Origin of the sequence: Pseudarthrobacter sp. R1, assembly GCF_024494415.1 — a bacterium.
GTDB lineage: Bacteria > Actinomycetota > Actinomycetes > Actinomycetales > Micrococcaceae > Arthrobacter.
Genome location: NZ_JAMKFI010000004.1, coordinates 168,939 through 189,477 on the forward strand (window position 1 = coordinate 168,939; position 20,539 = coordinate 189,477).

General features: G+C 65.2%; 18 protein-coding genes. 13 read left to right on the plus strand and 5 right to left on the minus strand.

From position 1 onward, the window contains the following. Window positions 1–135: 135 nt before the first annotated feature. From M8J71_RS03830 to M8J71_RS03840, 3 genes are read left to right on the plus strand one after another with little or no spacing between them, the layout of a single operon-like run. Entirely contained in the window at window positions 136–1,839 is a 1,704-nt protein-coding gene (locus M8J71_RS03830; RefSeq protein ID WP_256246675.1) for an extracellular solute-binding protein, read from the plus strand. 12 nt (window positions 1,840–1,851) lie between these two features. Beyond that, window positions 1,852–2,916, plus strand: coding sequence for an ABC transporter permease (locus tag M8J71_RS03835; RefSeq protein WP_374114804.1), 1,065 nt, complete (start codon window positions 1,852–1,854; stop codon window positions 2,914–2,916). Beyond that, complete coding sequence (locus M8J71_RS03840; RefSeq protein ID WP_256246677.1) at window positions 2,913–3,869, plus strand: carbohydrate ABC transporter permease; 957 nt, start codon at window positions 2,913–2,915, stop codon at window positions 3,867–3,869. Before M8J71_RS03835 ends, M8J71_RS03840 begins: the two co-directional genes overlap by 4 nt. Window positions 3,870–3,901: 32 nt before the next feature. Here the strand turns inward: M8J71_RS03840 and M8J71_RS03845 are convergent, their stop codons facing one another. After that, a complete protein-coding gene (locus M8J71_RS03845; protein WP_256246678.1) occupies window positions 3,902–4,927 on the minus strand; it encodes a LacI family DNA-binding transcriptional regulator in 1,026 nt (341 codons plus the stop codon). 24 nt (window positions 4,928–4,951) lie between these two features. Between M8J71_RS03845 and M8J71_RS03850 the strand changes: the two genes are divergently transcribed. Further along, window positions 4,952–7,021, plus strand: a complete 2,070-nt coding sequence (locus M8J71_RS03850; RefSeq protein WP_256246679.1) for a beta-galactosidase — start codon at window positions 4,952–4,954, stop codon at window positions 7,019–7,021. 6 nt (window positions 7,022–7,027) lie between these two features. Further along, complete coding sequence (gene yicI / locus M8J71_RS03855; protein ID WP_256246680.1) at window positions 7,028–9,208, plus strand: alpha-xylosidase; 2,181 nt, start codon at window positions 7,028–7,030, stop codon at window positions 9,206–9,208. A gap of 121 nt (window positions 9,209–9,329) precedes the next feature. On the opposite strand, the gene M8J71_RS03860 is transcribed toward yicI, so the two are convergent. After that, window positions 9,330–9,923, minus strand: a complete 594-nt coding sequence (locus tag M8J71_RS03860; RefSeq protein ID WP_256246681.1) for a DUF5655 domain-containing protein — start codon at window positions 9,921–9,923, stop codon at window positions 9,330–9,332. 202 nt (window positions 9,924–10,125) lie between these two features. On the opposite strand from M8J71_RS03860, the gene M8J71_RS03865 reads away from it, so the two are divergent. The 3 genes from M8J71_RS03865 to M8J71_RS03875 all read left to right on the plus strand — a co-directional run bounded on the left by M8J71_RS03865 (window position 10,126) and on the right by M8J71_RS03875 (window position 12,377). Then, window positions 10,126–10,827, plus strand: coding sequence for a protein tyrosine phosphatase (locus M8J71_RS03865; RefSeq protein WP_256246682.1), 702 nt, complete (start codon window positions 10,126–10,128; stop codon window positions 10,825–10,827). Between the two features lie 223 nt (window positions 10,828–11,050). After that, window positions 11,051–11,629: an RNA polymerase sigma factor gene (locus tag M8J71_RS03870; protein WP_256246683.1), complete on the plus strand. Its 579-nt coding sequence runs from the start codon at window positions 11,051–11,053 to the stop codon at window positions 11,627–11,629. Continuing rightward, window positions 11,622–12,377, plus strand: coding sequence for a hypothetical protein (locus tag M8J71_RS03875; protein WP_256246684.1), 756 nt, complete (start codon window positions 11,622–11,624; stop codon window positions 12,375–12,377). Before M8J71_RS03870 ends, M8J71_RS03875 begins: the two co-directional genes overlap by 8 nt. Window positions 12,378–12,413: 36 nt before the next feature. Here the strand turns inward: M8J71_RS03875 and M8J71_RS03880 are convergent, their stop codons facing one another. Beyond that, window positions 12,414–12,965 (minus strand): COG4315 family predicted lipoprotein, encoded by a 552-nt coding sequence (locus M8J71_RS03880; RefSeq protein ID WP_256246685.1) that lies wholly within the window; start codon window positions 12,963–12,965, stop codon window positions 12,414–12,416. A 161-nt stretch (window positions 12,966–13,126) separates the two neighbouring features. Between M8J71_RS03880 and M8J71_RS03885 the strand changes: the two genes are divergently transcribed. Next, the gene (locus M8J71_RS03885; RefSeq protein WP_163167868.1) at window positions 13,127–13,627 is read left to right on the plus strand and encodes a sigma-70 family RNA polymerase sigma factor; all 501 of its coding nucleotides are present in this window, start codon (window positions 13,127–13,129) and stop codon (window positions 13,625–13,627) included. Then, window positions 13,624–14,292: a zf-HC2 domain-containing protein gene (locus tag M8J71_RS03890; RefSeq protein WP_256246686.1), complete on the plus strand. Its 669-nt coding sequence runs from the start codon at window positions 13,624–13,626 to the stop codon at window positions 14,290–14,292. Before M8J71_RS03885 ends, M8J71_RS03890 begins: the two co-directional genes overlap by 4 nt. Window positions 14,293–14,359: 67 nt before the next feature. Here the strand turns inward: M8J71_RS03890 and M8J71_RS03895 are convergent, their stop codons facing one another. After that, complete coding sequence (locus M8J71_RS03895) at window positions 14,360–15,178, minus strand: DUF1206 domain-containing protein (RefSeq protein WP_256246687.1); 819 nt, start codon at window positions 15,176–15,178, stop codon at window positions 14,360–14,362. A 270-nt stretch (window positions 15,179–15,448) separates the two neighbouring features. On the opposite strand from M8J71_RS03895, the gene M8J71_RS03900 reads away from it, so the two are divergent. Then, window positions 15,449–17,032, plus strand: coding sequence for a hypothetical protein (locus M8J71_RS03900; protein WP_256246688.1), 1,584 nt, complete (start codon window positions 15,449–15,451; stop codon window positions 17,030–17,032). 69 nt (window positions 17,033–17,101) lie between these two features. Next, entirely contained in the window at window positions 17,102–17,548 is a 447-nt protein-coding gene (locus tag M8J71_RS03905; protein WP_256246689.1) for a hypothetical protein, read from the plus strand. A gap of 40 nt (window positions 17,549–17,588) precedes the next feature. Here the strand turns inward: M8J71_RS03905 and trmB are convergent, their stop codons facing one another. Further along, window positions 17,589–18,512 carry a tRNA (guanosine(46)-N7)-methyltransferase TrmB gene (gene trmB / locus M8J71_RS03910; RefSeq protein ID WP_256246690.1) on the minus strand — a complete coding sequence of 308 codons (924 nt, stop codon included), beginning with the start codon at window positions 18,510–18,512 and terminating at the stop codon, window positions 17,589–17,591. 635 nt (window positions 18,513–19,147) lie between these two features. Here trmB and M8J71_RS03915 point away from each other — a divergent pair. Then, complete coding sequence (locus tag M8J71_RS03915; RefSeq protein WP_256246760.1) at window positions 19,148–20,425, plus strand: MFS transporter; 1,278 nt, start codon at window positions 19,148–19,150, stop codon at window positions 20,423–20,425. Window positions 20,426–20,539 lie beyond the last annotated feature (114 nt).

A 20,539-nucleotide genomic window follows, 5' to 3' on the forward strand; every position in this document is an offset into this window, starting at 1 on the left:
CACTCAGGGATGTGAGGCGCAACACATTTCGGCCTTGCGGGATTTACTGGGCGTGCCCTACGCTAATCGAAGTCGAACCGATTCGATGAATCTGTTGAATCCCCCGTCATTGACTTAACACGAAGGAGTGCTGTCATGCTCAGTTCCCACGTAGGCCCCGGGAGGGGCAAACCCCGTAAAGCCGCCGCCGGACTGCTGGATGAAGCATCATCCGCAGCAGTGAACCGCCGGTCCTTCCTTGGAATCCTCAGTGGCGCAGTGTTCCTGGCCGCGGCCCCGGCGGCGCTGACTGCTTGTTCGTCAGGTACTGCAGCCCCACAGGCCACCAACTCGGGAGGACTGGCGGCAGCGGTGGCCAAGCTGGTTCCTGCCTACAAGCCGCTCGAGCTGGTGAAGCCCGATATCCCCCCGATCAACGGCTCCACCCCCGGTTTCACCAGCATCCCTTCCTCCCTGGTCAAGTCGGTCGCCAGCACACCGGGAAGCGGCGGAACCTACACGGCCATGACGCCGGCCTGGTGGGCTGTTCCGCCAGCGCTGCCGCAGAACAGCTACTACCAGGCTGTCAACGAAAAGCTGGGCGCCACCATCAACTTCCAGGCCAATGACGGCAACGCCTACGCGGACAAGGTCCAGACAGTGCTGGCCTCGCCCAAGGACGTGCCGGACTGGATGGTTATCCCCAGCTGGAACCTCCCCCCGCGCTTTGGGCAGGCCGCCGCGGGTGTGTTCCAGGATCTTTCGGAGTTCATCGCCGGGGACAAGGTCAACAAGTACCCCAACCTGGCAAACATCCCTACTGCCGCCTGGAAGATGGGCTGCTTCGAAGGGGGCCTCTACGGTCTCCCGTATCCCGGCGCGTTGATCTCGGACGCCATCTTCTACCGGGCGGACCTCTTCAAGGAACTCGGAGTGGAACCGCCGAAGTCCGCCGACGAATACCGCAAGCTCGCCAAGGAGCTGACGGACGAGTCCAAGAACCGCTGGGGATCCGAAGACGTCTGGAACGGCGCCCAGATCATGCACGGCGTGGTGCCCAAGTGGAAGATGGTGGACGGCAAGCTCCAGAACAAAGTCGAAACGGACGAATACCGGGCCGCCCTTGAGTGGACCGCGAAGCTGTTCGCCGACGGTTCCGTCCACCCCGACGCCGTGGCGGGCAACTCCCAGCAGTCCAAGCAGCGCTTCGAGTCCGGCGCCTCCCTCATGGCGTCTGACGGAATGGGCTCCTGGCATGAGGCCCTGGCCCGGGTCCTGCCCTCCAACCCGAAGTTCAATATGCAGCCCATGGACTACTTCGCTCCCGACGGCGGCAAGCCCACCCTCTTCCGCGCCCAGCCTGCCGCCATCTTCAGTTTCATCAAGAAGGCAGACCCGAAGAAGGTGGAGGAAATGCTGGCATTGGCCAACTTCATGGCCGCCCCGTTTGGCACAGAGGAGAACGTGCTGATCAACAACGGCGTTGAAGGAGTGCACTTCACCCGTGATGCCCAGGGCATTCCGAAGGCCACCGCCAAGGGGACCGAGGAGGTCACCAGCACCTACGCGTTCCTCGTCAGCCCTCCCATCGTCAACTCGATGGTCCAGTACCCCGGGCTGGTTAAGTCCCAGTCCGATTGGGAAGCGCGGCAGGCCCCGAACGTAGTGGAGGACGTGTTCTTCGGCATGCAGATCCAGGAGCCGGCCAAGTTCGGCTCCCTGTCCAAACCGTTCGATGACCTGGCCAAGGACATCATCCGCGGACGCAAGAGCCTGAAGGACCTGGACAGCGAGCTCGCGTCCTGGAAGAGCAAGGGCGGAGACGAACTCCGGGACTTCTACGCCGGGTTCCTGGCCTAGGACGTGGCACGCATGATCACCGGAATAGAGCAGAAGGCTTCCGCGCCATTACAGGATGGGTCTGGGACACGTACCGATGAGGCCCTGCCGCCAGGTACGACGGCGGGGCGTAGCTCCCGTGGTGGCAGGCGGGCTGTTGGAGCTGCCGCCGCCGTGCCGCCACGGGCAAAGGGAAACCTTCGGTTGCGTTTCAAGCGGGACCGCTCCCTTGTATTGATGGCATTGCCTGCGGTCATCCTGCTGGGCGTTTTCGCCTATCTCCCCATGCTGGGCAATGTGGTGGCGTTCCAGGATTACTCGCCCTACGTCGGCATCCCTGACAGCCCGTGGGTGGGCACGGACAACTTCGCCAGGGTGCTGGCGGACGCCGACTTCTGGCATGCCGTGAAGAACACCCTGGTGATCACAGCGTTCCAGCTGGTGTTCTTCTTTCCGGTCCCCATCGCCCTGGCCATGCTGTTGAACTCCCTGGTGAATCCCCGGTTGAGGGCGGCAGTACAGGCCGTGGTGTACCTCCCGCACTTCTTTTCCTGGGTGCTGGTGGTGTCCGTGTTCCAGCAGATCTTCGGCGGCGCCGGACTGCTCAACCAGTCGTTGCGGGCCAACGGCTGGCAAGGGATGGACATCATGACCAACCCGGACACCTTCCTGTTCCTGCTCACCTCGCAGGCAGTCTGGAAGGACGCAGGCTGGGGCATCATCGTCTTCCTCGCTGCCCTGAGCGCCATCGATCCCGCCCAGTACGAAGCGGCGGCGGTGGACGGAGCGGGCCGCTGGAAGCGCATGTGGCACGTCACCCTGCCCGGCCTGCGCAGCGTCATCGTGCTGCTGCTGATCCTGCGGCTGGGGGATTCCCTGACCGTCGGTTTCGAGCAGATGATCCTCCAGCGGGATGCCGTAGGGGCGGAAGCCTCCGAGGTCCTGGACACCTTTGTGTACTACACCGGCGTCCAAAACGGCGACTGGAGCTACGCCGCTGCGGCCGGCCTCATCAAAGGCCTGGTGAGCCTGGCCCTGATCCTGACAGCCAACAAAGTTGCCCATATCTTCGGTGAGAGCGGTGTCTATTCCAAATGAGCACAATTACCAGCAAGGCCGTGCCCTCCACCTCCAAACCCTCCAAACAATCCAAGCCGCCGCGCCTGAAACCAGAACGCCCCGTCTGGGACGAAGAACCCGGAGCAGCGGCGAAGGCAGGGAAGTTTATTGTCCTGGCCGTCGTCGTCCTGGCTGTCCTGGGGCCGCTGTACACAATCGTCCTGACGAGCATCTCCTCCCAGGCCACCATCACCCAGGCCGGGGGACTGGTCCTGGCCCCGGGAGAAATTTCTTTCGCCGCGTACCAGCAGATCCTCAGTGGAGGTGTGGTCACCCGCGCGGTGCTGGTCAGTGTGGGAGTCACTGCAACCGGAACCGCCCTGAGCATGGTGGTTTCCATCCTTTGCGCCTACGGGTTGTCACGGCCGGGGTCCTTTGCGCACACCCCCATCCTGTTCACGCTGCTGATCACCATGTTTTTCAGCGCGGGGATCATTCCCTCCTACCTGCTGGTCTCGGGGCTGGGGCTGATCAATACGTATTGGGCGCTGATCCTGCCCAGCTGCATCTCGGTGTTTAACATCATCATCCTGCGCGGCTTCTTTATGGGGATCGACAGGGGAATCCTGGACAGCGCAAGGATCGACGGTGCCAGTGAATGGCGCACCCTGACCCAGATTGTGCTGCCCATGTCCAAGGCCGTAACCGCCGTGATCGCACTGTTCTACAGCGTTGGCTACTGGAACGCCTTCTTCAACGCCGTCCTCTACATCAACGACAGCGCCATGAACCCGCTGCAGGTGGTGCTCCGGTCCTACGTGCTCCAGGGCGTCTCGGTTCCGGGCCAGGTGGACGTCGGCACGGGCGCCGCTGCGGGCCCGGCCCTGCAGATGGCCGTCATCGTGCTGGCCATGGTACCCATCCTGATCGTGTACCCCTTTGTGCAAAAGCACTTCACCAAGGGCGTGATGATCGGGGCGGTCAAGGGATGAGGGGCCAGTCTGCGCCGGCCCTTCAGCTCATGTCATCGAACCGCGGCGGTGGTTTCGCCAGCCGTCAGGGTGGGGCCGATAAGCCGGAGTTCGGCCGGTTTTTCCAGGCTCAGCCGGTCCATCACCATCTCCACCGCAGCACGGCCGATGTCCATCGCGGGGATGGGCACAAAGGTCCAGGGGCGGACGGCAGCCTTTGCCACATCTGCCGGCGCAATCACCGCCACGGAGATGTCCCCGGGGACGGAAAAGCCGTGGACGGCCAGGTTCTCACGCAGGATCGGCAGCAACCCCTCGTTGTGCACCAGAAGAGCAGTGATGGGCCCGGGGCCGGCGAAGACCTTGTCCAGGGCCCTTGCCAGGTCTGGCGAGTTGGCCTCGCACGCTACGGCTACATGGTGAACCTCCAGCGCGCGGCAGGCCTCCTCGAATCCACGCAGGGCGCGGTCGGCATAGGTAGCGTGGCGGCGCAGCGAGGCCGGCGGAGACCCGATGAACGCAATGCCCCGGTGCCCCAACTCGGCCAGGTGGCGCACGGCAGTGCGGGACGCCCCGGCAAAATCAAAGTCCACGCAACTAAGGCCGCGCGCATCATCCGGCATGCCGATCAGCACCGCCGGTTTCTGCAGCCTGGCAAGCACCGGAATGCGGGGATCGCGGGCTTCGATGTCCATCATGAGCAGGCCATCCACCATGGACTGGGACGTCACCCGCTCTATGCTGCCGGCGTCGTCCTGGGTCAGCAGCAGGACGTCCTGGTTGAAGGAACGGGCAGTGGTTACCACGGCCGTGACGAACTGCATCACCACTCCGACATTCACGTCAGCGCGGAGCGGCACCACAAGGCCCAGCACATTGGACCGGCTGGAGGCCAGCGCGCGGGCACTGGACCGCGGGCTGTACTTCAGGCGGCGCATTGCCGCTTCGACGATATCGCGGGTTTCTTTCGATATGGGACGGTTCCCGCTCATCACGTAGGACACCGTACTTGTTGAAACTCCGGCTTCTTTGGCTACATCGCTGATCGTCGCCGCAGTTGAAGCCTTTCGATTACCCATACCCCCATTTAACCAAGGAATTCGATGCATCTTCGCAGCCACGGGCTGAACTCCGTGACCCAGCAGTCAGGGTTGCTGTTCGGCGCCGACTACAACCCCGAGCAATGGCCGGAAGAAAGCTGGCCGGAAGACATCCGCCTGATGCAACAAGCGGGGATTAACCTCGTCACCCTGGGCGTGTTCAGCTGGGCAAGGCTGCAGCCATCCGAAGGCAGGTGGGACTTTGGCTGGCTGGACCGGATCCTGGCGCTCCTGCACGAAGGCAACATCAATGTTTGCCTTGCAACGCCCACCGCATCGCCGCCGCCATGGCTGGGACACCGCTTCCCCAGTACGCTCCCCACCGATGCCTCGGGAACTACCCTCTGGTACGGCTCACGCAACCAGTTCTCGCCGTCGTCAGCGGTGTACCGCAGCGCTGCGCTGCAGGTTACGGCCGCGCTGGCGGAGCGCTACGGCAAGCATCCCGCCGTCGTGATGTGGCACGTGGGCAACGAGCTCGGGCAGGTCAGCTACGACGACGAAACGGCCGGAGCCTTCCGGGGCTGGCTGCTGCGCCGCTATGGTTCCCTGGACAACCTCAATTCCGCCTGGGGCACAACTTTCTGGAGCCAGGGGTACAGCAGCTGGGAGGAGATCCTGCCGCCCCGCACAGCGCCCTACCTGCACAACCCCACCCAGGTCCTGGACTTCAAGCGTTTCACCTCGGATTCGCTGCTCAAGCTCTTCACCGCCGAGCGGGATATCATCCGCCGGCACTCTCCCGACGTCCCGGTCACCACAAACCTCATGGGCTTCTTCCGCGGGGCGGACTACTTCAGCTTCGCCGGCGAGACGGACCTGATCGGCAACAATTGGTACACCGACCCGGCCCAACCTCAAACCTGGGAACTGGGCGCGCTCACCCACGATCTCTGCCGCGGACTGGCCGCGGGCCGGCCCTGGCTGCTGATGGAATCAGCGGCGTCGGCCGTGAACTGGCGCCCGCACAACAGCGCCAAGGAACCCGGCGCGCTGCGGGTGGACTCCCTGTCTGCGCTGGCCCGCGGCTCGGACGGAATCTGTTTCTTCCAGTTCCGCCAGTCCGCCTTCGGCGCCGAGCGCTTCCATTCCGCAGTGGTACCCCTGGCGGGGGAGGACACCCGCGTGTTCCGCGAAGTCTCGGCTCTCGGGTCCGAGCTTCAGAATCTCCGGCTCCTCGCCGGCACACCCTCACCCTCCCGCATTGCCGTGTTGTTCGACTGGGACAGCTGGTGGGCTGCCGAGTCCCCGGACTGCCCCAGCGACAGGCTGGGCGTGCTCGACCAGTTGCAGGCCTACTACCGGCCGTTGCTGAGGCGCGGATTGTCGGTGGAAGTGGTGCATCCCGCTGCCGCCCTGGACCGCTTCGACCTGGTGCTTGTCCCCAGCCTCTTCCTCCTCACCGAGGAACATGCCGCGGCACTGACCGGCTGGGTGCACGGGGGAGGAACTGCAGTGGTGGGTCCCTTCAGCGGATTGGCCGACAGCAACGGACACCTCCGCCAGGGACGGTTCCCTGCAGTGCTGGCCGGCATGCTCGGGGTGACAGGGGAAGAATGGCGCCCGCTGGCGGGCAGCGTGGGACTTGAATTTGGGCAGCCCGGTCCTCTGGGCGCGGCGGCCAACGCAGGAATGCTGGACAACCTCGAAGCCGCCGTCTGGTCGGAGGACCTGCGCCTCCACAGCTCCAGCGCTGCCGTGGTGGCCACCTTCGCATCCGGCCCGCTTGCCGGGAAGCCGGCAGCAGTCCGCAACAGCCACGGCCAAGGGACCGCCTGGTACATCGGCTGCGACCTGCCCGCTGCAGCGCTGGGAAACATTGTTGGCGCCGCGGTGGCGGAGGCGGGACTGACTGTGCCCGTCGCCGGGGAGCTGCCCGACGACGTCGAACTCGCCACCCGCGGCGGTTACCACTTCCTGCTGAACCACGGCCCGGAACCGCGGACGGTACGCCTCAAAGAGCAGTCGGTGGACTTGCTCACCGGGGACAGCCACGGACCCGACATAACCCTGGAGCCGTACGGCGCCCTGGTCCTCAAGAACAACTTTGACCATATTGAGAATGGAAACTGAGATCCCATGAAATTCACCGACGGATACTGGCTGTACCGCAAAGGCTTTTCCGCGCTGCACCCCCGCGACGTATCGGAGGTAGTGGTGGACGGCGGGACGATGACCGTCTACGCGCCCACCAAACGCATCACCTCCCGCGGCGACGCACTTAACCTTCCCCAGCTGACGGTCACCTTCGACGCCCCGATGCCGGACGTCATTGGGGTAACCATCGAACACTTCCAGGGCGGCCTGGACAACGGTCCGCATTTTGACGTGAACCGGGCAGGATCCGCCGCGGAGTTCAGCCAGGACGGCGGCCGCACCGCAAGCATCACGTCCGGAGGGCTGACGGCACGGATCAGCACGTCCGGCGACTGGGGAGTCGACTTCCTCGGGAACGGCAGGCTGCTGACCAGCTCCACTCCCCGCAGCGTCGGCGTCATCACGGACGACGGCGGGCGGACCTTTGTGCACGAACAGCTCAGCCTCGGGGTGGGCACCAACGTCTACGGCCTGGGCGAGCGCTTCGGCGCCTTCGTGAAGAACGGCCAGGCCGTGGACATCTGGAACGAGGACGGCGGCACCTCCAGCGACCTCGCGTACAAGAACGTTCCGTTCTTCCTCACGAATGACGGGTACGGCGTGTTCGTCAACCACCCGGAGAAGGTTTCCTTCGAGGTGGGCTCGGAAGTGGTTTCCCGTACGCAGTTCAGCGTGGAAGGCCAGAAGCTGCAGTACTTCATCATCCACGGGCCCACACCCAAGGAGATCATCCGCCGGTACACGGAGCTGACCGGCCGGCCCGCCCGGATCCCGGCGTGGTCCTATGGGCTCTGGCTGTCCACATCGTTCACCACGGACTACGACGAGAAGACCGTCAACTCCTTCATCGACGGCATGGAAGAGCGGAACCTGCCGCTCTCCGTCTTCCACTTCGACTGCCACTGGATGCGGTCCTTCCATTGGAGCGATTTCGTGTGGGACCCCGCAACGTTCCCGGACCCGGAGGGCATGCTCGCCCGCCTGCACGACCGCGGGCTCAAGGTCTGCGTCTGGATCAACCCGTACATCGCCCAGCGCTCGCACCTGTTCCGGGAAGGCCTGGAACGCGGCTTCCTGGTTAAGCGTCCGGACGGTTCTGTCTGGCAATGGGACATGTGGCAGGCAGGGATGGGACTTGTGGACTTCACCAACCCCGACGCCGTGCTCTGGTACCAGGACAAACTCCGCGGCCTGCTGGGCCAGGGCGTTGATTCATTCAAGACCGATTTCGGCGAGCGCATCCCCACCGATGTGGTGTGGCATGACGGCTCCAATCCGGCCAGGATGCACAACTACTACGCGCAGCTGTACAACAGGACGGTCTTTGACCTGCTTTCGAAGGAGCTGGGTGAGGGCGAAGCGGTGGTCTTTGCCCGCTCAGCCACAGCAGGCGGCCAAACCATGCCGGTGCACTGGGGCGGAGACTGCGAGTCAACCTTCGCGGCGATGGCTGAATCGCTGCGCGGCGGATTGTCGCTGGCGGCGTCGGGATTCTCCTTCTGGAGCCATGACATCGGCGGTTTCGAGGGCACGCCTGAACCGGAAATCTTCAAGCGCTGGATCGCGTTCGGGCTGCTGTCCTCGCACTCACGGCTGCACGGCTCCAACTCCTACCGCGTCCCGTGGCTCGTGGACGAAGAGTCGGTGGATGTCCTTCGGCACTTCACCGAGCAGAAAATGCGGCTGATGCCTTACCTGCAGATGGCGGCCGAAGAAGCGTATGCAGAGGGCATTCCCCTGATGCGGCCGCTGTTTATGGAATTCCCGGAGGACCCGGGCTGCGCACATCTTGACCGGCAGTACATGCTGGGCCCCGACCTTCTGGTGGCACCCGTGATGGACCGCTCCGGCACGGTGTCCTTCTACCTGCCCGAAGGGACCTGGACCCATCTGGAAACCGGCGAGCAGCTGGCAGGCCCCCGGTGGCACCGCAAGGAGTACTCGGTCATGGAAGCGGCAACCTGGGTGCGGGAAAACGCGCTGCTGCCCATCGGTACGGTGTCCGACCGGCCGGACTACGACTGGGCCCAGGACATGCGGTTCCAGGCCTTCGCAGCCCAGGACGGGACACACCGGGTCACCGTGCCGTCACCGGGCGGGTCCACCACCGTCTTCGAAGTGACGGTTGTGGACGGTGGCGTGTCCGCCGTCGTGGTCCCGTAGCTCGTGCTGGGCTGGCCAGCGGGGTACTAAGCAGGCGCAGGGCAGCCCCCTTAGCTGTTCTGCATCCTGCTTAGCTGTTCTGCACGGTCAGCTGTTCCGCACGGTCAGCTGTTCTGCCCTGTCAGCTGTTCCGCTCGAGGGCCACGGCCAGGATATCCACAAGTTCATCGTCCACCTGGTCCGCTGAGGTAAGGCGCACCCTGCGGGTGAAAGGGTCATCGGCCCGGGTCTTCACAGTCTCGATCCGGCCCTCCTCAGGGGCGTCGAGCCGGAGGGTTACGTCAACGGCAGTGGTGGTGGTCCGCGTGACCTGCGCAAACTTCCGCCGAGCACTGTGGAGGGACACGTAACCCTTCCGCATCTGGATCTCCACCCCGTCCGTCGCGGACGCCCATGCCAGGAGGGCGTCCGCGATGGGCCGCAGGTGCGGGTGGTTGGCATACTGCCCGTCAATCAGTTCATCGGCGTCACGCAACATAAATTCCGGATAGCCGAACATCTCCCAGGACACCGCATACTGGGCGTACCCGGTCACCCCAAAGCTGTCGCGCATCCAGGTGCGGAGTTCGCCGTCGTTCCGGATACCGGCGGCGCGGGCCTTCCCAACCCAGTACGCGGTGTCTTGGCCGGTCTTCCGCAGAAGGAGTGCTTTGTTGCTGTCCACCATCGACTGCCAGGTGCTGGCCTTCTTCTGGGACTCCGGGATCGTAGGCATGCATCGATCGTAGCGCCGTCCCTAAACCTCGCCGGCTGCTGCCCACCGACTGCTGCCGCCGGCCGCTGCCGCGAGTCTGACACAGCCGGAGAAAAAGATTCCGGACGCCCGTAACCTTTCCGCCTGCCCCCGCGATGTAGGAGGTGATGGGTCCGCCCGGCGGACCTGAATCGAATATGTTGTCTAGGTTTTGGAGTGTCTTATGTCGTTGTTCACCGTTCTCGCCACCAGCAAAGTCGCCGCCGGAGTACTGGCAGCCGGCACCATTGCCGTCGGCGGAACCGGCGCCGCTGCCGTTTCCGGCGTCCTTCCGGCCGAAGCACAGCAGACCGCCCACAATCTCTTCGGCGCCCCGGCTCCGCAGCTGGCGGCAGAAGCCGCCTCTAACGCGCAGGCAACCACTGCCGCCGCCGCCGACGCCACTGCCAACGCTTCCGCTGACGCAGAAGCGGAAACCGCAGGAGATGTCGCGGTTTCCAGTGATAACGTCGCAGCCCAGGCTTCCGTGTCCGCCGCAGCCGGCACGGCAGTTGACGCAGCCGGCGCCGCAGCCCTTGGCCTCTGCACTGCTTTCACCAACGGTGGCCTGAACGCCTCTTCCGAAGGCTTCTCCTCGCTGGCCATCGCAGCGCAGGGTGAAGCGAACATCGAAAGCTTCTGCACCGACGTCGCAGCGCAGGCTGACGCTGCCGCAGGGGCAGGCGCCGCAGCCGGTGGTTCCGCCGCTGTTGAGATTGAGCGTCCCGAGGTTCCGGCTGTTCCGGCGATCCCGGCTGTTCCGGCTGTTCCGGGTGTCGACGGCGAGCCGGCAGTTCCGGCCGTGCCTGCAGTTCCCGAGGTTCCTGCTGCCTCCGTCGACGGCGGCAGCGCAGCTGTGGACGCGCCGTCAGTTTCGGTCCGCTAAGCGGCGTTGGCTAGTGTGTACTGCGGGAAGCGGCCCACGGTCCGTTTCCCGCAGTACGGCAGTCCTCGATTTCGGGAACTGCCCTTTCAGGAAACACTGACGGCCCTTGGGGAGGCCGGTCCGGAATGAAGCCCGGAATAACCTGCCGAAAGGCAGCGGGAAAGTAAGCGCAGGACCCGCAGACCGCACCGTAAAACCGGGATGGGCATTGCCTTGCTCCGGGATGGAGGAGCCGCCGGTGCTAGACACTTTGGCCCAAGAAGAGATCGACATATTCGACGACGCAGCCGGAACCGACCCGGCTGCGGTGTTCGGCGTTGCCTACCGGTCCTTCGCGGGGCCGGTGCTCGGATACCTCAGGGCACGCGGCGTGGACGATCCCGAAGCGGTAACCCAGGACGTGTTCCTGGCATTCTTCCCGCAGATCAGCGGCCTCACCGGCGGGCTGCAGGGGGCCAAGTCTCTCATCTTCTCCATTGCCCACGCCCGCATGGTGGACCACTACCGGCGGCTGGAACGCAGGCCTCAGCTGACTCCTTACGACCCGCTGGAGGACAACCGGAGCACCCCCTCCGCAGAACACTGTGCGGTGGAGCTGAACGGCGCGGCTGCCGCCCTGCTGGACGGGCTCAGCGACGAACACCAGGAAGTGCTGGCCCTTCGCGTGGTGGCTGACCTGTCCATAGAACAGGTGGCCGGCATCATGGGCAAGAGCGAAGGGGCGATCAAGCAGCTCCAGCGCCGGGCCCTTCAAAATCTCAAGGCACAGACGCTCAAAAGAAACCAGGCAAACCATGAGTGACACCGCAGGATCCCGCGGCGGGTCCGTCGACCAGCTGCTGTTGGAGGCAGACCTGGACGGCGACACCCAGCTCCGCCCCGTCCTTCTCGAGCTTCAGGCCCTGGCCTCTGATGCGCCGGAGCCTTCTGCCGAGCTGCTGGCCATGATGGCCGGAGCCAACGCAGGGCTTGGTGCTGACCCGGAAGTCGCCGAAGCCGCGATTGCTGCAGCCCCCGCTGACGAACTCGCTGCCCGCCGCAGGGCCAAGCGCCGGACCACACTGACGGCCCTGTCCGTGGCGGTGTCCCTGAGCGCCGGCGGCGCAGTGGCCGCGGCATCAGACCAGTCCATCCGGGAGTCGTTCACCCAGCTCAACCAGGCGGTCACTTCCTTCATCACCGGTTCCGGCGGAGCACCTGCAGGCCACCAGGCCGATCAGCCCGCGGTGCCTGTGCCAGAGTCCCCGGCCGGTACCGGACCTGCCGGCACCGCACCTGCCGGCACTGCACCAGCCGGCCCAACATCGATACCGGCGGACCCCGCTGCTGCGACTCAACCGACCGCCCCGCCGTCGGACGGTCCAGTTGCACCGGAGACCGCTGCAAGCCAGCCAACTTCCCCGGGAAAACCCGGGGAAGTCCCCGCTTTAGAGACCCTGCCCGGGGCTGTACCCGAGCACATTGCCAACGGGCTGGGCGGGTCGCCGGAAGTGCGGGTGCCGCCGCAGGTTCCACTGCCCGCCACGCTGCCGGCAGTTCCGCTCCCGTGACGAACCGGCACCCGGCTCACCGCCCCCGCAGGGTCATTATTTGGTCGCGGTTTTGATCATTTCGCCGGCCGGATCGGCCAGGTACCAGACGTCGTTGACGCCCTGGCCGAGGATGTCACCGGCCTTGGTGTCCTTGGCGAAGTAGTACAACGGCAGGCCGTTCAGGGTCACCTGCTTGGCTCCTTCCGGTGTAGTGATGGTGCCCACGGTCCCGGTTACCCCTTCGACTTTGGGCTCGTCCGAAGTGGTGAGGAGCGGCGGCCACGCGGTCAGGCATCCCCCGGTGCAGGTGCTGGTACCGGAGTCTTTGACATCCTTGGTGTAGTAGTAGACGCTCATCCCCTTGCCATCGACCACAATGTCGCCCAGGCTGGAAGACGCAATCTTGAGGTCCACACCGGCGGCCGTAGCTGTGGACGTTGCGGAGGGCGGAGAAACAGAGGCAGCGGGGGCCGTTGCAGAGGCGTTCGGTGAGCCCGCCGTGACAGCCGGGCTGGTGGCTGCAGGGGTGGTACTGCCGCCGCCGCACCCCGCGAGGGCCGCCGTCAGGGCGAGCATGGTGAGGCCTGTTCCCAGTTGCTTTTTCATAGGTCTGCTCCTTGATTCGTGCCCGGCGTCGATGCCGGACGCTAACGACTAAGACGCCTCCGGGTGAAGAATAGTTCAACTGAACCAAATTCCGGCTGCAGACGTCGTATCAGCCGGAAGCACACGGTGGCGAACCATGTTGAAGGCCGGGAGGTCCCGATATGCCGCTGGACGAGGACGTTGTTGAGTCCATCTACCGTGAGCACGGCCAGGCCCTACGCCGATTTGTGCTCAGCGCCTCCCGCGACCCGCAGTTGGCTGAGGACGTGGTCCAGGAAACCGTGCTCCGTGTCTGGCAGCACGCCCCGGAGGTCACCGGGAGCCTTCGCAGCTATCTTTTCCGGACGGCCAGGAACATCATGATCGACAATTACCGGCGGGCGCAGCGCCGCCCGGCCGAAACTCTGGACGATGGCCTTGCCAATTCTGCCGAGGCAGTGGAACGCGTGGACGAGCTGCTGAACAGGGTGCTGATCGAGGAAGCGCTGCTCCGCCTCAGCTCTGAACACCGGGACGTGCTGGTGGCGTTGCACTACCGCCGTTTCACCGTGAATGAGGCAGCGGTGCAGTTGAACGTCCCGACCGGAACGGTGAAGTCCCGTGCGTACTACGCAGTGCGGGCGTTGCGGACCATCCTGGACGAAATGGGGGTGGAACGGTGAGCGCTTCCGAGCAGCACCACTTGCTGGGAGCTTACCTGTTGGGCGGGCTGGACGCCGAGGACCTGAAGATTTTTGCGGCGCACCTTCAGGGTTGCGCGAGATGCCGGGACGAGCTCGGCCGGCTGGAGAAAGTGCCTGCGTTACTGGACGCCCTCCCGGTGCCGGACGCCGTTGCGCTCACCGTGGTGCCGGCAGGACCGGGCGCGCCACCCGCCCGGGCAGCCGGGGCCCCGGTGCCCCTCCTTTCGGAACTGTCGCGCCGCCGTCGGAAGGTACGACGGCGGTGGGCGGCCCTGGTGGGGGCGGTCGCCGCAGCATGCCTCGCCGTGGGCCTGGGGGTGGGGCCGGTCCTGAACCGGCCGGCGCAACCGGACGCGAGCTACTCTGTGCAGTCCGGAGATGGCCTGCAGTTCAGCATCGACCTGGCCCGGAAGACCTGGGGAACCGAGTTGGCGGTGAACGGCAGCAGCCTCCCCTCCGACGGGACATTGTCGCTGTGGGTCCGGGACCGGGCCGGCGGCGAGGACCGCGCGTGCGCTTGGACGGCCACGCCGAGCGGCAGGGTCAGGGTCACCGGCGCAACACCCATCCAGCTGGCCAGCATTTCGAGTGTGGAACTGCGGGACGGTGCCCAGCAGGCCGTCGCGGTCATTACCGTGCCTTAGGGTCCGCCACATACCCGGGCGCTCCAACCCCAGCCACACTGGCGCCTTCATCAGCCGGGGCCGCCGGCTATCGGGTCATCTTCGCGAGGCGTGCCCGGACGATCATGTAGGCGCCGTAGCAGATGAGCCCGGCGCCCACAGCCGCCAGGAGGTACACCCCGAACGGCTGGTCGCGGAGCGCCCGAAGCCCTCCATCCAGGCCGGTGGACTCCTCAGGGTGCGCCTGCAGCGTGGCTATGGCGATGAGCAGCCCGGTCAGCAACAGCACAATGCCCTTCGCCACGTATCCTGTTATGCCCAGCACGGTGACCGCGGTCCGTGCGGTGGGGGACGAGGGCATTGCCAGCTGCTTTTCGAACGATTTCCGAAGGCCGCGGATGCCGTACACCACGCCGGTTACGGCAATGCCCACGCCCAGCAGGACCAACAGCGCTACGCCGCCCGGTGCCTTCATGACGGAAGCGGTAAGGTCGCTTGCGGCCTGCTGGTTGTCCCCGCCCGAACCGGTTCCCATGGCGAAGGACATCACTGTCAGGGCAAGTCCGGCGAAAACCACTGCCTGCGCCGCTGCCTTTGCCTTCTTTCCGGCCTTTTCCTTTGTGGGCAACTGGTTGTAGTCGAAGATGGCATCGCTGGTCTGCCACAGTGCAAGGGCAGCGCAGGCGGCGAAGCTCGCCCACAACAGGAAAGGTCCGGCAGGCTGGGTGGCGAGTTCGGCCACGGCACCGCTGAAGTCGGCGTTGCCCGTACCGCCCATGGCCAGCCGGATCGCGATAGCACCTACTAAGAGATGCAGGATGCCGCTCGCCGCAAACCCCGCCCTCGCCAACATCTCCAGGGTGTGGGAGTTGGTGACGTTCTCTGCCGCATCTGCGGCCTGTCGCAATTCTTTTTTGATGGCTGTTCCCTTTGTACAGGCGCGGAGGCGCGGATGGTGCGTACCCCCGCGTAAGGGCAATCGTGCCACGCGCTGATGGTCCGGGCCAGTGACCCCTCAGCACTATGTGGATTAGGTGGCGGATTGTGCGGCTTCAGCAATGAGGTGTCCAATGCCGCTGTGGGATGGGGAGGGATGCCCATCGCCGAAGTTCTCCCCGGCGTGGAACTATATGGTCAGCGACCGAACATCGGCGCGAACTTCTCCGGGGGACGAACCATGACTTTTTACGGCGCTGATGTCAGCCAGTTGCGGGCTCTGGCGAAGGCGGCTGACCAGGCTGCATTGTTGTTGGGCAGCCGGGCGAGTTCGCTGCATAGCCAGATCCAGGCGGCTCCCTGGAAGGGCACGGACGGCGAACGTTTCCGTCAGGAGTGGAGCGGAAGCCACCGCCCCGGGCTGGAGAAGGTTGTGTCCAGCCTGCGTGAGAACTCCAGGATCCTGCTGCAGCACGCGGAGGAGCAGGAGAAATCCTCCTCGTCGTCCTCATCGGCCGGTGCCGGCACCGGCGTCTGGGACCGGGCTAAATCGTTTGCCGGACAGGCGCAGGACTGGCTGAAGGAACAGGCCGCTGCCGCCGCGGCCGCGGCCGGGCACCGCCGGGAGCTGGAAGCCGGCCTGGAGCGGATGCTGGACGCCAGCCCGGAGGAACAGGCCACGTGGTGGGACGGCCTCTCTGCAGCGGACCGGAAATACCTGATCGAGGGCGAAGGCGGCGACGGTCCGTTCGCTGAGGACCTCATGCGGATGGACGGCGGCATCCCAACATCCGCGCAGGAGCAGGCCAAGGAACATCTCCAGAGCCTGGCCAGGGCAGACATCCCCGTCTACTCCGAAACAGGCAAGGCATCGATCGAGGCCCGGGTGGCCTGGGTCCACGGCGGTGCCGAAGTGGGCACCGAAGTTGTGGAGAATGCCGATGGCACCGCGACGGTGAAGGTGTACGGAAACATGGGGTTGGGCGTCAACGACACCACCGGAACCGCCGGTGTGACCCTTAACGGGCAGGTGTCCCGCGAATACACCTTCGAAAGCGTGGAAGAAGCCATGGCAGTCCGCGAGCAGATGTACCGGGAGCTGCCGCCGGACAGCGTGGGTGAGATCAAGGATGTGGCCGGCAATCCGCCCGGTTACGTCCTGGAAACCATCAACGAAGCTGCCGGTGACAACGGCTCCACCGGGCAGACGGACAAGGCCAAGGGAACGCTGTCGCTGGAGGCCGAGGGGGAAACCGGAGCCGCATCAGGTTCGGCCAGGCTGGACCTGGCCTACGAGCGGAACCTGACCGACGGCACCTCAACAGCCAGCGGCGAAGTTTCAGCCCAAGGCAAGCTCAACCTGGACGGCCGCGTTTTCGAGGCTTCCGGCAAGGGCGGACTGCAGGTAAACATGGACAAACACAGCAACATCGAATCCGTGTCAGTGTCCATGGATGGAACCGTGGCGCAGGGAGTCACGGCGGGTACGGACGTGAAGGCCGCCAAGCTCGAGTCCACAGTGACCGCGGGAACCCAGGGTACTGTCAAGATCGATGTGGATTACTCAGCGGAGAACAAGCCGCTGATCGATAGCTACCTGCGGCATGTCGCGCTCGGAAACGAATTCGGCGCAGCACGCGATGCCGCCAGGCTGTACGAAGCCGGTTCTGCCACTGTCCAGGTCAACAATGTGGTGACTGCGTCCAACGAGGCCGGGGTTGACGTGAAAGTAGGCGAGGTGGAGGTCAAAACCGAGAGCCAGGCCACCACGAATGTCTCCACGTACTACAAAGTCCCCAACGACGCCAGGCTCGAGCGGCTGTAATCGTGCCGGCCAACATCCGGCCCCCCGCACCCAGCCCAGCTACGACACACCCGCTGAAGGAGCAAGAGAATGTCAGTCCACATCGAATCCGCGCTGGGGTTCACAGCCGACTTCCCTGAGCACACCCAGGTCCTGGAAGATTCCACGGCCGGCCCCAACACTGAACAGTACGGATTGCTGGGTGGGGTCCTTGTCACCGTCATCAAGGACGACACCTCCGTGCAGGGCGCTGCGCAGGCCAACGGCTGGGCGCACCTGATGTCCGGTTTCTATCTGGAGGAGAAGGGAGGCGCCCTTCTCACCGAAGGCGGGTTGAACCTGCCCGGCAAGTCCGCCTACGCGGTGGTAGTGGGCTACGACGACGCCGAGGGGGCGGGGAAAGTGGCGGCGACCGTGGGCGTGTGGGAACGCGGGCGGTTCATCGGCCTGGTAGTCATTTGGCCCTACGCCGGCCCTGACGTGGAGCGGAGGCTCAGTATGCTCAGGGAGATTGTTGCCTCCATCAGCGTGGGCTGATGATGCCCGGGGTTGGCGGCCGGGTGTGCCCTCGCTGGAACTAACGGCGGCGGTAGCAGAGATCAAAAATGAGCCGCCCGGCCTCGTGGGCCTTGCCTTCAAAGCTGGTCCGGATCCTTCCCTCGAACCTGGGGGCCCAGCCGCCCGTTTCGTCCACACCTTCGTTGGGGCCGGTGTGTTCCGTGCTGACCGGGGCACGGCCTTCACGGACGGGGGCTCCGCCCACCACTGATTCCACGCCGGACTGCCACACCTGGGTCAGCGGACTTTCCGGTCCGCGGCGCTCGCCTGTGTGCAGGTTCTCAAAGTCCTTCGAGTCCGCCAGGACATCGCGGACATGGACCGCGTAGTTGGACCAGTCAGTGGCAATGCGCCACAGCCCGCCCTTCTTCAGGGCACGGGCAGCAAGGTCCGCGAATTTGGGTTGGATGAGGCGCCGTTTGTGGTGGCGGGATTTGTGCCAGGGATCGGGAAAGAAGACCCACAATTCGCTTACGGAACCCTCTGGGAGCATGGTGGCCAGCACCTCGGGCGCGTTGGCCTCGACAACCCGGACATTGCTCAGTCCCCGGCTGTTGATCTTGATGATGGTGTTGGCCAGCCCGGGAGTGTAGACCTCCACAGCGAGGAAGTCGGTGTCCGGGTTCTGTTCAGCGGCGTGGCAGATGGCGTCGCCGAGGCCAGAGCCGATCTCGACGATGAGGGGTGCTTTGCGGCCGAATTCCGCCTCCGCGTCGAAGGTGTAGTCCGGGTGGACCGACGTGTTGGCTACGTGCCGGGGGACGTTCACGGCCCACCGCTCGGCATGGAGTTCCCAGGCTGCCTGCCGGCGTCCCTGCAGACGTGTGCCGCGGCGAACAAAGCTGACGGGCCGGCCGCCGTACGTGCCGTAGGAGGCTTGGGTTCCGGGCGTCACCGGCCGCGGGACATGCTGCGGCTGGGGGGTTTCTGGGGATTCACTCATCCCTTCCAGAATACCGGCGGCCGGACAGCCCTCATTATTGATTCCCCAATTGATCCAGTGCGGGCCCCAAGGCCAAGACGAAGACCAATCCCGCGAGGCATAGGGCGAGTGCCGCCGACGACCGGTCTGGCGAAGTGTCCGGGGCGTTCCGGAGGACGGAAATTGCCAACACCAGGGAGGGCAGAGCAAACAGGAGGGGAAGGCTGAAGAAGACCAAAGGCGCCACCCAGGGCATCGGGGACGGCCCGGTGGAAGGATAAGTGGCAAGCATGGCAAACATCGCCAGCGGAGCAGTCACAATCATGCTGACAAGGGCAAGGACTGCCAATAAAACGCTGGCAGTTGCCTTGCGCTCGTAACGGGCCTCCCGGACTTCCGCTGCCGCGGGTGCCTCGGGTTGGGTTGGCTCACTTGCCGATTGAGGCTCATCTGGCGGCGGAGTGCCCATTAGTCTCCTCCGGAGCCGGGCGGTGGGGCGCTGTTCATGCTTCCAAAGCTATGGCTCAGACCTGCGGCGGCAGCAGGCGTCCACCGCCGTATGTGGATAACTCGGACCTCAGCCCTCCTGCAAGAATGGGCAGGTGACGGAAGCGACGAGTGCTGCGGTAAAAAAGGGCCGGCCCGCCAAGCCGCCGATGAAACCCGACAACCTGGTGGACGCCGAGATTGATGAGTTGCCGGCGGCGGAACCCACCCGGGTGGGAAGCCGGAGGGGCCTGGTCTACCTGGGCTTGTGCCTGGTCCTGATCGGTTTAAATCTGAGAACGGTTTTCTCCAGTTTCTCGGCGGTGCTTCCCGAGGTGACGTCGCAGGCCGCGCTGCCGGGGTGGGCGGTTGTTGTGCTGACCACTGTCCCCGTGACGCTGCTGGGCGTGTTTGCGCCCCTGGCCCCGGTGCTGGCCCGCCGGTATGGCGCCGAGCGCGTGCTCCTCGGCGCCATGGCGGTGCTGACGGCGGGGCTTCTGCTGCGCCCGGCCGCGCTGCCGTTGCCTCCAGCCGGGGATCTGCCGGGACCAGTGCACCTGCCCGCCCTCCTTGCCGGGACAGCCGCCTGCGGTGCCGCCATCGCCCTGTGCAACGTGCTGCTGCCCGGGCTGGTCAAGCGGGACTTCCCGCACCGCCTGGGCCTCATGGGCGGGCTCTACACCACAGCCATCTGCGCCTCGGCCGCTTTGGGAGCCGGCTTTACCTACCCCGTCTACGCGGCGACGGGGGAGTGGACCCTGGCTCTGTGGCTCTGGGCGCTGCCCGCCGCCGTCGTTCTTTTCCTGTTCCTGCCGCTGGCGGTACGGCAGCGCCCCGTCCGCCACCAGGCGGTGAAGGAGGGGGTGAACGTCTGGCGCTCGGCGGTCGCCTGGCAGGTCACCATTTTTATGGTGCTCCAGGCGATGATGTCCTTCAGCGTTTTCGCTTGGCTGGCACCCATCCTGCGGGAACGGGGAGTGGACGGGGCAACGGCTGGGCTGATCGTGTCGGCGTGCATCGTGCTGCAAATGCTCGGCTCGCTCTTCGCCCCGGCGCTTGCGGCGAGGTTCCGGGACCAGCGCGCCATCAACACCGTGGTGGCCCTGATGACCGGCGGCGGCTTCGCGCTGAGCATCTTCGGGCCACTCGAGTTGATCTGGGTATGGGCAGGACTGCTGGGGCTGGGCCAGGGGAGCCTCACCGCGGTGGCGCTGACCATGATCATGCTGCGCACCCGGGACGGGCACACAGCAGCGCACCTGTCCGGGATGATGCAGGGCGTGGGATACGGCCTCGGTTCAACGGGGACCCTGATGGTGGGCCAACTGCACCAGGCCACCGGGTCCTTCACAGCCGCCGGCGTCCTCTTCCTGGCCGTGGGGCTGCTCGCGGCGGTGTTCGGCTACCGGGCCGGACGGAACCGCTTCGTCGGGGACCCAACTGGGTAGCGCTAAGTGACCCTTCTATAGTTCGTCAAGCCGTGGAGGGGTCCGTCTTTGTCGCGTTGAGGGTTCGGTAGATCTGGCGGGCGAGGTAGCGTTTGATGCACCGCCGGATTTCCC